This is a genomic window from Curtanaerobium respiraculi, assembly GCF_024609215.1.
Taxonomy (GTDB): Bacteria; Actinomycetota; Coriobacteriia; order Coriobacteriales; family Eggerthellaceae; genus Curtanaerobium; species Curtanaerobium respiraculi.
The window spans coordinates 166,856-181,785 of record NZ_JANIPD030000001.1 but is presented as its reverse complement, the minus strand read 5'-3'; the positions used below and the strand labels follow the sequence as shown (position 1 = coordinate 181,785).

Here is a 14,930-nt window from a genome sequence, read left to right as displayed (position 1 = left end):
AATCATGGTTGGGTTGGGTCGAAGGGTGCGCGCCTTCCACGAGGATGACGGGGGATTCACCACCGTGGGCATGGTCCTTGCCCTGCTCATCTCCCTCTCGCTGCTTTTCAGCGCGGCCCAAGTGCACAAGATCCAATCGCACTCGGCCGATGTGCAGAACGTTGCCGATGCGAGCGTCCTCGCGGCTGATAACCAGGTGGCGAGCTTTTACGTAGTCGCTCAGACCTGCGATGCCGTCTGCCTGACGCTTTCGCTCGCAGGTGTCACCACGGCCGGTGTCGGTGCCGTGGCGCTCTGCGTGCCCGGGGGTGCGGCCGTGGGGGAGGCATTGCTCGATGCGGCGTATCGGATCATGCAGGCGCGCACCGCGTTCGCCTCGAGGGCGATCGAGGGGTTGAACGGGCTTCAGAAGCTCCTCCCGTTCTTCGCCGCAGCCGAGGCGTGCGGCGTGGCTTCGGCGAACGGAGGCGAGGAGGGGTACTTCGCAATCGCGGTGCTCCTGCCCACCGAGGGGGAGCTTCTTGCCATGGATCCTGAAACGGGGGGCGAGGAGGCGGTCCGGGAGCTGCAGGAGCAGCAGAAGGAGATAGAGGAGGCGGCCGAGCAGGCGGAAGAGGCCGCCAAGCGCGCCGATGAGCATAGGCAGCGCGCATTCGAGGCAGATTGCGGCGCCGCGCCCTCTTACTGCATGGAGGAGCGGGCGGAGTCGCTCGCGGGCCTCTCAGGCGCGGACAACCCCCATTACGGAAGCCCGTCCACATGGTCGTTCTCCGTCGCCCTCGCGCGGGCGCAAGCGTACTACCCGGTTCGGCTTGCATGCGAATGCCCGCTTGACGGCACGGCGAAGGAGCGTGCGAACTCATCGCTTCGGGCGCGCATGTACGCGTTCGCCGCAGAACAGGTGGACCGCGGTTACGTCAGGGAAGGGGCGGATGGGACGTTCGAGGCGTCGTTCCCCCTCGTTCCCTGCAACCTCGAGGAATTGAAGCAGACGGAGCTGTACGACGAGGCGGTCTATCCGATATCCGCCAATCCCGATGGCACGAGCACGATGCATGCTTTCGAAGGATGCCCGGGGTGCGCGGGGGGTTCTTTCGAGGGGTACGGGTCGATTCGCATGCTGGTGGATGACCCCTCCGGCTTTTCCCCATGTCCACACTGCGAATTCTCCGCCGTCAGCTTGGCCCGGGTGGCGGCGGCATCGACTTCCACGGACAACGGCTTCGAGCATTACTACCGCATCGTCGCGGAAGAGGCGGCGCAGTACGAACGCGAGAGGCAGAACCAGATCCCCGCCCAGAAGGCTGTCCAGATCCCGGTGGGCAAGGCGCTCGAATCGCTCGCCGACGTGGCGAAGCGGGCGGCGAAAGCCCGCATTCAAGTAAATCCCCCCGGCAGATACGGGGCGGTCGCGCTTGTGGCGGCGACGTCGTCCCTGCCCGTCTCGTCATTCTTTCCCAATACGTTCGTGCAGGCCAGCGGCGCCCTCGGCCCGCGCGCTGCGATTTCCGCCGCTGAATTGGGGCAGGACGATCCCGATGAGGCCGGGAGCGTGATCTCGTCATTGCTCGATGGCGTGATAGCCGACGCGGACGGCGGCGCTTCTCAAGCTCCTGCCCTGGTGCTCGGCATATGGTCGGCGATGCTCTCCGCCCATGCGCGCGGAGCGACGTCGCTCGAGGAGGGGGTGGAGGGCGCCCTCAACGCCCTGCCGTTGATCAGCCATTCCGGATTGGGGACATGGGCGCGCGGAAGGCTCGAGGCTGCCATCGCCGGCATCGGGCTGCAGCCGATGGATCTGGTCTCGTACAAGCCCATCCTCGCCAACACGTACCGGGTTGCCGCACAAGATGGGGGCGCGTTCGCGCAGGCGTTGATGGACGTGAAAAGCGTTGCCGCCCATATCCCCGCTTCGTCGGTGAATCCGCTCGGCGCGGCTATCGATGTTCTCGCGTCGTATTCCGTCGAGTCCATCGACGGATCGCCCGATAAGATCGAAGTGGCCTCCATCGATCTTTGGGGGGACGGCGATTCCCCCATCCCGATCGAAGTGCCCCTGCCTCCTGCGGTGAAGGAGGGCTCGCTCGATATGGTCGGCCGGGCGCGCGATGCGATCAAGGAGATGACGGGTTCGGGGGACGGGGGATCCGTATGGGAATAGCAGGGAAGATATCGTCGCATCGGGGGCAGATGACGGTCGAAGCCGCCGTGGCGTTCCCGGCTCTGATCGCCATCGCAATCATCATGCTGAACGCATTGCTGTTCTTCGATGCCTGCTCCGCGTTCGATCGCCAGTTTCGTTTGGCGGTGACCACCTACGGGACGTCTCCGTCCCATGGGGAGGGACCGGGCGCCTGCCTGGGGAGCGTCGATGCGGCGGTGAAGGAGTCTCTCGAAGGGGATTTCCTCGAATCGAGCGTGACGATGAGCGGCCATGCGCCGGGATGGGTCACGTATACGGGCGAGCTTCGATTCACTCCCACGCTGCTCGGGCGCTCGCTATCGGGATCGGTCTTCGGCGTGCCGCTCCCTCCCATCGTGCACACCGCCTCGATGACGGTCGATCCCTACCGACCGGGGGCGGTCGTATGAGAGCGCAGATGAGGCGCCTCGCCGCCGCGGCCGCCGCCCTCGCCGTCGCAGCTGCTTTCCTGGCGATCCTGCCGGCGATCCCACCCGAAGGTCATCGGAGCGCCTCCGATCCAATCGCGGCGGAAAACGCCGCATCCTCTCAGGGGGCCATTGGGCAGCATGGGATGCGACGGGAGGCCGGGGCGCTCGATGGCGTGGGAGATGATGCCATTCAACGTCTGTTCGAGGCGGCCGGAGGCGTTCGGGTGGATGGCGGGGAAGTTTCCGCTCCGTTCGCCGCCGAGCTGCTCGATCCCTCCCTGTTCGAGCCAAGCCTCGTTGCCTCAGCAAACGGCGTGGTGGGGATCGTCTGCCCCTTGGACGGGGATGCGGTGATGCGCCGAGCTGCCGATCTCCTCCGCGAGAGGGGATGGACGCCGGTGTCCTCCTCCGTATCGCATGAGGTGAGATGCGCGGCGTTCTCGAAGCGCGAGGGCAGGTACCGGTGGGTCACCCTCCTTTGCCAGCCCGTCCTCGGGGAAACATCGCTCGTCGTTATCGCGGAGGAGGGTTGAATGGAAGAACCGTATTGCACGCCCGCCCGGTGGGCCGTCACGTGGCGGTCCCGATTGCGGGGGTTGCTACGCCGCCCTGCTGCGGAGGGGGCGCTGGTCCTTGCCCCGTGCCGGGGTATCCATACCTATGGCATGGGCTGCCCGATCGACGTCGCGTTCATCGACGGCGCGGGCCGGGTCCTGAAGGCGGAGCGGTCCGTCGTGCCGGGGAGGGTGCTTCGATGCAAGGGCGCAGCGGTTGCGATCGAGCGCGCGGCCGATGAAAGCAGGAGATGGCCCCAGGTGGGGGAGCGCGTAGGCTTGAGCCTAGGATGAAAGGAAGGTCCCATGAAAATCTGCCCGGTATGCAAAGCGCGGTGCTTCGATGATATGGACGTCTGCTTCGGGTGCATGCATCGATTCGACGATGATGAGGAGACGGGCCAAGGCGAGCCGACCGGTCCGGGCGTTCCGTCATCGGAGGACGGCAACGCGAACGCCGACCTCGTGTGCGAGGTCGGCGGTTTCGAAGTGAAGATCAGGGTTGCGCCCCTCGGCAGCGCCGTTACCTGAGGAGCTCGGAGAAATCCGTCTTCGCGGCAAGGGAAAGCGATACGCACAGCTTGTCGTATGCCGTCAGCAGCCGATCCGCCTCGACGGTGAGGGTGCTGCCATGCGCGCCGTCGCGGTTCAGCATCTGGAATCCCAGGGCAGCTTCGGTGTCCTTGATGATCCGCCATGCCTTGCTGTAGGCCATGTGCATTCCCTTTGCGGCGGCGTTGAGGGACCCCTTGTCGCGCACTCCGCGGCAGAGCGCGGCGACGCCAGGGCCGAAGGCGGCGTTCCTGCTGTCTTCGGGGTTGTGGATGGATATCTTGACGGACGGCGTCAGCTTGTCTAATTGCATGGGGCTTCCTTTCGGATAGGGGGCGGTCTAGGCGTGGTTTTCGGATAAGAAGTTCAATGTCGAGGCCTCGACGCTCGTCTTCCCGGGGTCGATGACCGAGGTGAAGCGCAGCGGCTTGTCGTCGAGTTCCGCCAATCCCAGGGGGATGGGGGACGCTTGCGCGGCTTCGGCGATGCGGCGGTTGAGCTGACATCCCGTCAGACGCGCCGCGTCTTCCGGGAGGGGTGCGCCCGGGTCGATGCCCTGCAGCGCGCGGTAGACGTTGTTCGCGAACTTCGCCCAATGGGCCGTGCCCGCGATCAGCACGGGGTTCTCGCCCCGCAGGCGCTGCGCGACCTCCCAGGCGACCGCCGTATGGGGATCGAGCAGGTATCCGCGCTCTTCGTGGACCTGCTTGATCGTGCGCAGGCACGTGGCGCTGTCCACCGAATCGCTTGCGAAATCGGCGCGCAGCTTGGCGAAGGTAGCCGGATCGATGCGGAATTTGCGGTGCGAGGACAGATCGTCCATCCATCCGGCGATGGCAGACGAGTCGCGCCCGGTGAGCTCGAACAACTGCCGCTCCAAGTTGCTGGAGACCAGGATGTCCATGCTGGGGCTCGGCGTGAGCACGAACGGCCTGTCGGAGATATCGTAGGTGCCGGTGTTGATGAAATCGGCGAGCACGCGGTTCTCGTTGCTCGCGCACAGCAGTCGTTCGATGGGGGTTCCCATCTGCTTGGCGTACCAGGCGGCGAGGATGTTGCCGAAGTTGCCCGTGGGGACGCACACGTCGAGGGGATCGCCCGCGGCGAGCTTGCCGGCCGCCGCCAATTCGGCGTAGCTTGACACGTAGTACACGACCTGGGGGAGCAGGCGTCCCCAGTTGATGCTGTTCGCGCTCGAAAGCGCCACCTTGTGCTCGTCCATCAGCCGTTGGGCGAATTCCTTGTCGTTGAATGCCTGCTTCACGCTGGCCTGGCAGTCATCGAAGTTCCCGCGTACGCCCCAGACCATCACGTTGCCGCCCGTTTGCGTTGCCATCTGCTTGTGCTGGATGTCGCTTACGCCGCCATCCGGATAGAGCACGGCGATCCGCACCCCCTCCTTGCGCGCGAAGCCCTCGAGGGCGGCCTTGCCCGTATCCCCCGATGTGGCGACGAGGATTAAAAAAGTGTGGTCGATTTCCCCCTCATCGCGCATTTTCACCGCGCTCGCGCTGAAGAATAGGGGAAGGCACTGCAGCGCCATGTCTTTGAAGGCGCTCGTCGGGCCGTGCCAGAGCTCCAGCACGTGGATTCCATCGTCGAACGAGGCGATGGGGCAGATATCCTCGGTGTCGAAGTTTTCCCCGTAGGCCGCCTGCATGAGCTCGTCGATGCGCTCGCCGGGCAAGTCGACCTCGAATTTCCTGTAGATGGCCGCCGCCCTCTGCCAGTAGGGGAACTTCGCCAGCCCGCAGATTTCGTCCAGGGGGAGCCGGGGGATTCGCTCGGGCACGAAGAGCCCGCCCCCGTCGGCAAGCCCCCTGACGACTGCCTGGGTGAAGGGGACGCTGCGCGGCATGCGCCCCCGGGTGTCGATATATGCGTTTGCCATAGGGATAGCTCCTCGATGCAGGCAGTATTCTCTCGGACGATTATTCTAGCATGCCCGCCCTGCAAAGCGGCGCCGGCATGCGCGAACCACCTGGCAGATTGCCTTGCGGAGTCGTCTGCGAAGGCATGCCGTGAACGCCCCGCACCTCGGGCGGGGGCAAAGGGAAAGTCTCGCGTATTCGAGCGGGTTGGAACGTCCTCGCGCCCCGGCGGTCGGGGCCTCAAGGCTTCCGGCCCGCCTTCGCGGTTGCCGCGGATCGGGCATCCCCTTCGCCGGAGGGCGCGCAGACGGGACCGGGGTGCTCGCCCCGCCATCCTCTACCGTCCCCGCCCCGCCGCCGCTCGAAAAATTTTTTCGAAATTTTTCAAAAAAGGTGTTGACACTTAGTTAGGATTCCCTAATATACATATCACACGGAAGTTAGCTATTCCTAACAACCTCAAAGCTAACCTTCCACTTGACAAGTTAACACGTAGACCCCATACGAACCTCCTTCTCGTCTGCAACCATTGTATGAGGGTCAGGACGGGCATTCAGCTTCTCCAAATGCCCGTCCTCTTGTCTATCGAAAGGCTGTCTTCCGGGGCAGCCTTTTCTTGTTGTGGGGAAGGCGGTGCCGTCTTCCGCGCCGATGCGCGGCGAAGGGCGGGGAAGGGGTTTCCTCTCCGGCAGAAAGGACGCTTCCGCAGCTCACGCGGTGCGGATCCACGCACGAAGCGAATCGGCCCTCGGGCTGCACGGCGGATATGGCGGATATGGGTTCCATTCGCGAAAAAGATGAAACCAGAGTCTTGACAGTTAGATATCCCGAACTACTATTTATACGATTAGCGGGTCCTAACGGATGCTCGTTGAGAGAAGGACCGGGCGTTCGGGGCCGCTTCAAGGAGAGGCACTGAGAAAGAGAAGGATGAAAGGATGGCTCGCATGGTTTTGACGACGGTTCAACCCGGACGCGACTACATCATCCATGCCGTCACCGGCGAGGGCGAATCGCGCTTGCACCTGGAGGGCCTGGGCTTCGTCCCCGGCACCAAGCTCAAGGTGATCGCCCGCAATGGCGAGAACCTGATCGTGGGCGTCAAAGGCTCGCGCATCGCGGTGGACGGCCGACTGGCACGCTGCGTCATCGTTTAGGCAATTCAGCACCCGCTTCACCTCGCGTTCGCCTTCCTCGCGGTCGCGAGGCGAAATGGTTGCGTTGCGATATGGCAGATTTTCGATTTTCATCACAGAAAGGAAGAACTATGGCAACGCTCGATACCGTCAAGCCCGGTGAGACCGTGACCGTGGCGAAGCTGGTCGGCCAAGGTGCCACCAAGCGCCGCATCATGGATATGGGCATCACCAAGGGCACGAAGGTGTACGTCCGAAAAGTCGCTCCGTTAGGCGACCCGGTGGAAGTCACCATTCGCGGATACGAACTGTCGCTGCGCAAAGAAGAGGCGCAGCACGTGGAAGTCGCTTAAGCTCGCAAGCGGCCCGCACACCCCGGAGAAAGCTTGGGAGTCAGGCGACCGGGACGAAAGACTCGAAGTCAAACTGGAGGAACACATGGAATTCAATGTGGCGTTGGTGGGCAATCCCAACTGCGGGAAGACCACCTTGTTCAACGCCCTCACCGGGGCCAACCAATACGTTGGCAACTGGCCCGGCGTGACCGTCGAACAGAAGAAGGGCAAGCTCAAGGGGCACACGGACGTGCGCATCGTCGACCTGCCCGGCATCTACAGCCTGTCGCCCTACACGCTGGAGGAAACCGTCGCGCGCGATTACCTGATCGATGGCGACAAGGACGGCAAGCCGTCCGCCATCATCAACATCGTCGACGGCAGCAATCTGGAGCGCAACCTGTACCTGAGCACCCAGGCCATCGAGCTGGGCATCCCCACGGTCATCGCCGTCAACATGATAGACATCGTCAAGAGCAACGGCGATGTCATCAACCTTGAAGAGCTGTCCGCCAAGATGGGCTGCCCCGTGGTGGAGATGAGCGCCCTGAAGAAGACCGGCATCGACGATGTGGTCGCGAAGGTGCTGGAGCTCGCCCAGGGCAACATCGAGCCGCACCGCCAGCACGCGTTCGCGCAGGATGTGGAGGATTCCCTGCGGCAGATCGAGGAGAAGCTCCCCGCCGACGTGCCCGCGCACGCCAAGCGCTTCTTCGCCGTCAAGCTGTTCGAGCGCGACAGCAAGATCGCCTCGCACATGAGCTCGATCCCCGACGTCGAGGGTATCGTCGCCGCGTCGGAGAAGGCGCACGACGACGACTCCGAGAGCATCATCGTCAACGAGCGCTACGACTACATCAACAAGATCATCGACAGCTGCCTGACGCGCAATTCCGCCGCCACCGAGTCCATCTCCGACAAGATCGACAAAGTCGTGACGAATCGCTTCCTGGCGCTGCCGATCTTCGTGGTCATCATGTTCCTCGTCTACTACTTCTCGATCACCACCGTGGGCACGTGGGCGACCGACTGCGTCAACGACGGCATCTTCGGCGAAGGCTGGTACCTGGATCCCATGGCCATCGTTACCCAGGAGGGCACCGCCCAGGCCAACTACGACGAAGCCGCCGCTCCGTACGAGGAGGCGGCCGCCAACATCGAGGCGTTCAACGCCGCCGCCGAGGAAGCGGGGCTCGAGGTCCCCGAAGCACTCCCCGAGGATGCGACCGAGGCAGAGCAGGCGGAGTACGATGCCGCCATGGCCGCATTCATCGAGGATGCCGAGGCGGCCAACGTCGTGGCGTCCTACGATTCCTACGATGACGAATCCGGCGAGGACGAGGTCGTCGAGGTCGATGCGGCTACGTACGCCGAATCCCTCGAGGTCCCCGAGGTCGCCCATGAGGACTTCGGCCTCTGGATCCCCGGCATCCCCACGCTGGTCGGCGACGCCATGGAGGCCGCCGATGTGGACGAGGTCGTGCAGGCGCTCGTGCTCGACGGCATCATCGCCGGCGTCGGCGCGCCGCTGGGCTTCCTGCCCCAGATGCTCGTCCTCTTCTTCTTCCTGGCGCTTCTGGAAGGCTGCGGATACATGAGCCGCATCGCGTTCATCCTCGACCGCATCTTCCGCCGCTTCGGCCTGTCGGGCAAGAGCTTCATTCCCATGCTCATCGGCACCGGCTGCGGCGTCCCCGGCGTCATGGCCAGCCGCACCATCGAGAACGAGAACGACCGTCGCATGACGGTCACCACGACCACGTTCATGCCCTGCAGCGCCAAGCTGCCCATCATCGCCCTGTTCGCGGGTGCGGTGTTCGGCGGCGTGTGGTGGGTCGCGCCGAGCGCGTACTTCCTGGGCATCGGCTCCATCCTGGTGTCCGGCGTCATACTGAAGAAAACCAAGCCGTTTAGCGGCCAGGCCGCCCCGTTCGTCATGGAGCTGCCGGCGTACCATATCCCCACCTTCGGCAGCGTCGTCCGCAGCATGGGCGAGCGTTGCTGGTCCTTCTTGAAGAAGGCCGCGACGATCATCCTGTTCGCCACGATCCTGGTCTGGTTCCTCTCCAGCTTCGGCATGACCGAAAGCGGCCTCGAGATGGTCGACGACCAGTCGGTCAGCCTGCTCGCCGCCCTCGGCAACGCGGTGGCATGGATCTTCAGCCCGCTCGGCTGGGGCAACTGGCAGGCTGCTGCCGCAACGGTCACCGGCCTGATCGCGAAGGAGAACGTCGTCGGAACGTTCGGCGTCCTGTACAACGGCGCCCCGATCCCCGATCTCGGCTGGTATGCGAACGTGCAGCTCAGCTACACCACCGCCATGGCCTACAGCTTCCTGGCGTTCAACCTGCTGTGCGCCCCCTGCTTCGCGGCGATGGGCGCCATCCGCAAGGAGATGAACGGCGGCAAGTGGTTCTGGGCGGCCATCGGCTACGAGTGCGGGTTCGCCTACCTGGTCGCCCTCGTGGTCTTCCAGCTCGGCGGTCTGGCAACCGGCGAAGCAACCTTCGGGGTTTGGACCCTGGTCGCCATCGCCGTCGTGGCAGCTGGCCTGTACCTGCTCTTCCGTCCCAATAAGTACAAGGACAAGAAGGGCATGACGAGCGTCGCCGCCGCTGAAGGCGCGGCCGCGTAAGGGCTTTTCATCGGAACCGGGGCTACTGGCGCGGCCCCGTTTCCCCCAGCGCATTCGCGGATGCCTTGGGGGAAACGAAAACGGATTCCCCTACGAAGGAACAGGAGATGGTCGATATGACCGTGGGAACGATAGTTACGCTTACCCTCGTCATCGCGCTCGTATTCATCGGAGCACGCGCGACGTGGAACTACATCAGCGGCAAGAGCGGCAGCTGCGACGGATGCAGCTCGTGCAAGGATGGCACCTGCCATGGCGGAAGCTGCTCGGTTGCCGATTTGATGGTGAAGGATATGGAGGCTTCCGCCAACGGCCGCGGGCGCACGCACGCGACGCACAAGATGGGCGCATAGCCGGCGATGGCGATGGTCGTTGCGCATGCCTCGCAGCCGCAGCATCTGACGATGCCGGCCGATGTCGCCAGATACATCCTGGTCGACCGAGCGCGTGTGGCGGACGGCAGCCGGGTGGACGAGCTGCTCGACCGCTTGGGGCGCGAAGGCGGGGTCATGATGGTCGATGCGACCCCCGAGCTTTCGCGCCTGGTGGACGACGCCTGCGGAAAGGACCGGTCCTCCCTCACCGCACGCGAGCGGCGGAGGCTCGACGTCGCCTGCCGCGCGCGCGATTTGATGACGGGGGACCTCTCGCATGCGCATACCATCGAGGACCTTGCGAGGACTTGCGGGGTTTCGACGACCATGATGAAGTCGTGCTTCAAGGAGGCGTTCGGCGCGCCTGTGTACACCTGGTACCGCACGTACCGCATCCACTGCGCCTGCGAGAAGCTGCGCGATCAGCCAAACCTGCCCATCGCGCAGGTGGCCGCCGAGGTCGGCTACGCCAACCCCAGCAAGTTCAGCAAAGCCTTCGCCGACACCATAGGGATGCTCCCGCGCGAATGGCGCAGCATGCACGTCGGCTGAGAGCCCGTTTCGGCTCCTACGCCTCGATGCGTGTGAGGTGCCTCTTCAGCGCATCGAACGTCTCGTCCGAGATGTAGTGCTCCACGCGGCAGGCATCGCTTTCGGCCCTTTCCGGCTGCACGCCTATCTTCGTGAAGAACTCGGTCAACGCCTCGTGCCGCTCGTACGTGCGGGTGGCGACGTCATTCCCCATCTCGGTGAGGGAGATGTTTCCCTTCTCGTCGATGTGGACGTAGCCGGCGTCGCCGAGCTTGCCCATCCATTCGCTGATCGTCGGCTTGGAGTAGCCCATCCTTTGGGCGATGTCCACCCCTCGCACATGCTCCTTCTCCTTGCTGAGCACATGGATCGTCTCAAGGTACATCTCGGCAGATTCGTGTAGGACCAGTGGCATGGCAACCGCCTTCGAACGAATGGGTTATGCATGCCTAACATTGTACTTGAACAGGGCCCATTTTCTCATGTCGAAATGGCAACGGAACCTTGGGCCGCATTGCCGAGGGGAAGGAGGGCGCTTTCGTACACACGCCCTTCCGCGACGACGGGTTTTGCGGACGCCGTCGGGCGAGCCGAGCATGCGGGGTTCGCTGGCCGGGCTGGCTGCTGGCGGGGACGCACGTGATACTTGGGGAATTGGCGGAGCGTTTCTGGCAGGTTGACGTGTGCTCCATTCGGGCTCTACAATGGTTAGGATTTGCTAACAACAGCTTGAGCGCATCCACCTGAGTGATTTCGCCATTGCAATGATGCGAGCCTCTGCGCCGTCTTGGCTGCGTCGAACGAAGAGGCGAACATGGACAAGAAACTTCTCGCATTGGCTCCCGAGGCGAAGAAGTACATCGCGTTGAGCGTCCTGTGGAAATGGGTCGGCCTGCTCGCCACCATCTTCATCATGATGCGTCTGGGCTGGGTGTTCCAGGACCTGCTCGTCGGCGTGCGCACGGTGCCCTGGGCCGCGCTCGCGCTCGTCGGGGCGGCGGCGTGCGTGCGTGCGCTCTCGGGCGTCCTCGCCCAGGGAGCGGGGGACAAGGCCGCCCTCGCCGCGAAAAGGCAGGTGCGCCAGAAGGTGTTCGACAAGCTGCTGCGCCTGGGGCCCTCCTACCAGGAGAAGGTGGGCACGGCCGAGGCGGTGCAGTTGGCGATCGACGGAGCGCAGCAATTGGAGGTGTATTTCGGGGCATATCTGCCGCAGCTCGTGTTCGCGCTGATTGCCCCCCTCACGCTGTTCGTGGCGCTCGCGCCCATCAACCTGCCGGCGGCGTTCGTGCTCGCGCTCGGCGTGCCGTTGGTTCCCGGCCTGATCATGGGTGTGCGCAAGGCGGCCCACAACGCTGCGGACGTGTATTGGGGAAGCTACGGCGACCTCGGCACCTCGTTCCTCGAGGACATCGAGGGCCTTACCACGCTCAAGATCTTCCAAGCGGACGAGGATCGCCACGCCCGCATGAACGATGAGGCGCAGAAATTCCGCAGCGCCACCATGGGCCTGCTTTCCGTTCAGCTGCGCAGTATCGTCGCGATGGACCTCGTCGTGTTCGTGGGCGCGGCGGCGGGCATCATCGTCGCTGCCACGCAGCTCTCGGCCGGGGCGCTCTGGTTCGCCGGGGCGTTCACGATCGTGTTCCTCGCGCAGGAGTTCTTCCTGCCCGTGCGCACATTGGGCAGCCTGTTTCACAGCGCCATGAACGGCGTCGCGGCCGCCGACCGCATGCACGAGCTGCTCGCGATGCCCGAACCGGCTGCCGGAGGGCGCAACGAGCTGCCGGAGGATATCACGATGGCCTGCGACGGGGTGAGCTACAGCTATGATAGGAGCCGCCAGATCCTGCGGGGAGTGGACGCCGTGTTCCCGCAGGGAGGGTTTTGCGGCATCGTCGGCGAGAGCGGTTGCGGAAAGAGCACGCTTGCGGGCATCCTGAGCGGTAGGCTTGCCGGATACGCCGGATCGGTGACGCTGGGGGGCGTCGATTTGCACGAGTTCTCGCCAGAGCTTCTCGCGCGATCCATCACATCGGTTCCGACCAACGGCATGCTGTTCGCCGGCACGGTGCGCGAGAACCTTGCCCTGGGGAATCCCGAAGCCGACGATGACCGTATGTGGGAGGTTCTCGCGCAATGCCGCATCGCGGACTACCTGCGCTCCGCATCCGGCCTGGATACCCCGGTGGCGGAGGCGTCCTCCAATTTCAGCGGAGGGCAGCGCCAGCGTTTGGTGCTCGCACGCGCCCTGCTGCACGATTCGCCCATCTACCTGTTCGACGAGGCGACGAGCAATATCGACGCGGAAAGCGAGGAGGCCATCGGACGCGTCATCGCCCAGCTCGCCGAGGACAAGACGGTCATCGTCATCAGCCACCGCCTGAGCGCGGTTGAGCACGCCAACCGCATATACGCCTTGGCGGATGGCGTCGTCGCAGAGAGCGGGACGCATGAGGAACTGCTGCTGGGCGGGGGCGTGTACGCGCATCTGTGGCAAAGCCAGCAGCACCTGGAGAAACTTGCCCGCGACTTCTCGCAGGAGGAGCCGGACGGGGGCATGCCTGCCGAGCCCGCATTCCGCACCGCGCGCCCGAAGGGCCGCTCTGCGTCGGAGCCGCCGCGCCATCGCTCCCCCTTGCGCATCATGGGCAGGCTCATCTCCCTGCTCGGGGGACTGAAGCCGCATATGTCGCTCGCCATCACGTTGGGCGCCTTGGGCCATCTTGCCGCCATCGCGCTGATGACGGCGGGGGCGTACGCGCTCTGCCGCACCGTCGCCCGGTTCGGGGGGATGTCGTTGTTCGCCCTGTGCCTTGCCGTCGCGTTCTTCGGGGTGGTGCGGGGTCCTCTGCGCTACGGCGAGCAGATGGCCAACCATTTCATCGCGTTCAGCATCCTCGCCGTCATTCGCGACAAGGTGTACGCGGCGCTGCGGCGCTTGGCCCCCGCCAAGCTCGAGGGGCGGAGCAAGGGCGATCTGGTGTCTCTTGCGACCGCGGACATCGAATTGCTGGAGGTGTTCTACGCGCACACGATCTCCCCGGTCGCCATCGCGTTCATCGTGAGCCTCGCGATGGTCTGCTGGCTTGCCGCGACGAGCCCCTGGATGGCCCTCATCGCGCTGGCGGCGTACCTGACGGTCGGTGTCGCCCTCCCGATGGCGGGGAACCGTGTCTCGGGGACGGCCGGGCGCACGCTGCGCGATGGAACGGGCAGGCTGAACGCCTACGTCTTGGAGAGCCTTCGCGGCCTGCGCGAGCTCATCCAGTTCGGAGCGGCACGGCGACGCGGGCTCAATCTGGGCCGTCGCACAGAGGAGCTCGGCACGGTCGAACTCGCCTACAAACGGCGCGACGGCGTGGTCGCCGCGTGCGCGGACGTGGTCATCATCGGATTCGACATCGCGATGATCGTCGCGGCGATCGCTCTCATGGGGCAAGGGTCCATCGTGTTCTCCGAGGCTTTGGGAGGCGTTGCGGCGTTCATGTCGTCGTTCGGCCCGGTCATAGCCGTCATGCGGCTTGGCGGCGGCCTCGCTGGGACGCTCGCCTCCGGCGATCGCGTGCTCGATCTGCTCGACGAGGAGCCCGAAACGCCCGATGTGCCCGATGATGGAGGCGATGAGGAGGCGGGCGCCCCGGTGCGGGTGAGCCATGTATCCTTCTCCTATGAGGGAGAAGAGGTGCTGCGGGATATCGACTTCGCCCTCGAGCGGGGAAGGGTGCTGGCGCTCGAGGGCGCAAGCGGGTCGGGCAAGTCGACGCTGCTGAAGCTCCTTATGCGCTTCTGGGATGTCGGATCCGGCTCGATCACGTACAACGGAGCGGACGTCCGGGGCATTCCCACGCGCCGTCTGCGCGAGAGCCTGGGCTACATGACGCAGGACACGCATCTGTTCTCGGGGACGTTGGGCGACAACATATTGCTCGCCCGGCCCGACGCCACGCCCGACCAGCTGCGGCGTGCCTGCGAGAAGGCCCGCATCATGGATTTCGTCGACCGCTTGCCGCGCGGATTCGAGACGCCCGTTGGCGAACTGGGCGACACGATGAGCGGCGGCGAGCGCCAGCGCGTCGGCTTGGCACGCATCTTCCTGCAGGATGCCCCCATCATCCTGCTCGACGAGCCCACCAGCAACCTCGATGCCCTGAACGAGGCAGCGGTCATCGATGCCCTCGACCAGGGGCGCGCCGGGAAGACCGTCGTCATCGTCAGCCACCGGGCGAGCACCGTGGGGTTTGCCGACGTCCGTTACGTTCTTCCCGATCGTACGAGCTAAGTGCCGGCGCGGCTGGGCGGGAGGATTCCAATCGGCCTTCCGGCTCGAAT

At 64.6% G+C, this 14,930-nt stretch carries 14 protein-coding genes; 11 read left to right on the top strand and 3 right to left on the bottom strand.

Going from position 1 to position 14,930, the window contains the following annotated elements; all coding sequences use genetic code 11:
• Nucleotides 1–4: 4 nt before the first annotated feature.
• From NOV21_RS00840 to NOV21_RS00820, 5 genes are read left to right on the top strand one after another with little or no spacing between them, the layout of a single operon-like run.
• Entirely contained in the window at nucleotides 5–2,161 is a 2,157-nt protein-coding gene (locus NOV21_RS00840; RefSeq protein ID WP_283169752.1) for a molybdenum cofactor biosynthesis enzyme, read from the top strand.
• Nucleotides 2,152–2,592: a hypothetical protein gene (locus NOV21_RS00835; protein WP_283169751.1), complete on the top strand. Its 441-nt coding sequence runs from the start codon at nucleotides 2,152–2,154 to the stop codon at nucleotides 2,590–2,592. Before NOV21_RS00840 ends, NOV21_RS00835 begins: the two co-directional genes overlap by 10 nt.
• Complete coding sequence (locus NOV21_RS00830; RefSeq protein ID WP_283169750.1) at nucleotides 2,589–3,146, top strand: hypothetical protein; 558 nt, start codon at nucleotides 2,589–2,591, stop codon at nucleotides 3,144–3,146. The genes NOV21_RS00835 and NOV21_RS00830 overlap by 4 nt, the downstream gene beginning before the upstream one ends.
• Nucleotides 3,147–3,461 (top strand): DUF192 domain-containing protein, encoded by a 315-nt coding sequence (locus NOV21_RS00825; protein WP_283169749.1) that lies wholly within the window; start codon nucleotides 3,147–3,149, stop codon nucleotides 3,459–3,461.
• A gap of 12 nt (nucleotides 3,462–3,473) precedes the next feature.
• A complete protein-coding gene (locus tag NOV21_RS00820; RefSeq protein ID WP_283169748.1) occupies nucleotides 3,474–3,698 on the top strand; it encodes a hypothetical protein in 225 nt (74 codons plus the stop codon).
• Here NOV21_RS00820 and NOV21_RS00815 read toward each other — a convergent pair.
• Both NOV21_RS00815 and thrC read right to left on the bottom strand, forming a co-directional pair.
• Entirely contained in the window at nucleotides 3,691–4,032 is a 342-nt protein-coding gene (locus NOV21_RS00815) for a winged helix-turn-helix domain-containing protein (protein ID WP_283169747.1), read from the bottom strand. The genes NOV21_RS00820 and NOV21_RS00815 overlap by 8 nt on opposite strands.
• Nucleotides 4,033–4,059: 27 nt before the next feature.
• The gene (thrC, locus tag NOV21_RS00810; RefSeq protein WP_283169746.1) at nucleotides 4,060–5,610 is read right to left on the bottom strand and encodes a threonine synthase; all 1,551 of its coding nucleotides are present in this window, start codon (nucleotides 5,608–5,610) and stop codon (nucleotides 4,060–4,062) included.
• Nucleotides 5,611–6,537: 927 nt separating this feature from the next.
• On the opposite strand from thrC, the gene NOV21_RS00805 reads away from it, so the two are divergent.
• The 5 genes from NOV21_RS00805 (at nucleotide 6,538) to NOV21_RS00785 (ending at nucleotide 10,622) form a co-directional block, all read left to right on the top strand.
• Nucleotides 6,538–6,747 carry a FeoA family protein gene (locus NOV21_RS00805; RefSeq protein WP_283169745.1) on the top strand — a complete coding sequence of 70 codons (210 nt, stop codon included), beginning with the start codon at nucleotides 6,538–6,540 and terminating at the stop codon, nucleotides 6,745–6,747.
• A 110-nt stretch (nucleotides 6,748–6,857) separates the two neighbouring features.
• On the top strand, nucleotides 6,858–7,079 hold the full coding sequence (locus NOV21_RS00800; protein ID WP_283169744.1) for a FeoA family protein: 222 nt from the start codon (nucleotides 6,858–6,860) through the stop codon (nucleotides 7,077–7,079).
• A gap of 85 nt (nucleotides 7,080–7,164) precedes the next feature.
• On the top strand, nucleotides 7,165–9,696 hold the full coding sequence (gene feoB, locus NOV21_RS00795; protein ID WP_283169743.1) for a ferrous iron transporter B: 2,532 nt from the start codon (nucleotides 7,165–7,167) through the stop codon (nucleotides 9,694–9,696).
• Between the two features lie 107 nt (nucleotides 9,697–9,803).
• On the top strand, nucleotides 9,804–10,049 hold the full coding sequence (locus NOV21_RS00790) for a hypothetical protein (RefSeq protein WP_283169742.1): 246 nt from the start codon (nucleotides 9,804–9,806) through the stop codon (nucleotides 10,047–10,049).
• A 6-nt stretch (nucleotides 10,050–10,055) separates the two neighbouring features.
• Nucleotides 10,056–10,622 carry a helix-turn-helix domain-containing protein gene (locus NOV21_RS00785; RefSeq protein ID WP_283169741.1) on the top strand — a complete coding sequence of 189 codons (567 nt, stop codon included), beginning with the start codon at nucleotides 10,056–10,058 and terminating at the stop codon, nucleotides 10,620–10,622.
• A gap of 16 nt (nucleotides 10,623–10,638) precedes the next feature.
• Here NOV21_RS00785 and NOV21_RS00780 read toward each other — a convergent pair whose 3' ends face one another.
• Nucleotides 10,639–11,016: a metal-dependent transcriptional regulator gene (locus NOV21_RS00780; protein WP_283169740.1), complete on the bottom strand. Its 378-nt coding sequence runs from the start codon at nucleotides 11,014–11,016 to the stop codon at nucleotides 10,639–10,641.
• Between the two features lie 399 nt (nucleotides 11,017–11,415).
• On the opposite strand from NOV21_RS00780, the gene cydC reads away from it, so the two are divergent.
• Nucleotides 11,416–14,880 carry a thiol reductant ABC exporter subunit CydC gene (gene cydC, locus NOV21_RS00775; protein ID WP_283169739.1) on the top strand — a complete coding sequence of 1,155 codons (3,465 nt, stop codon included), beginning with the start codon at nucleotides 11,416–11,418 and terminating at the stop codon, nucleotides 14,878–14,880.
• Nucleotides 14,881–14,930: the final 50 nt, after the last annotated feature.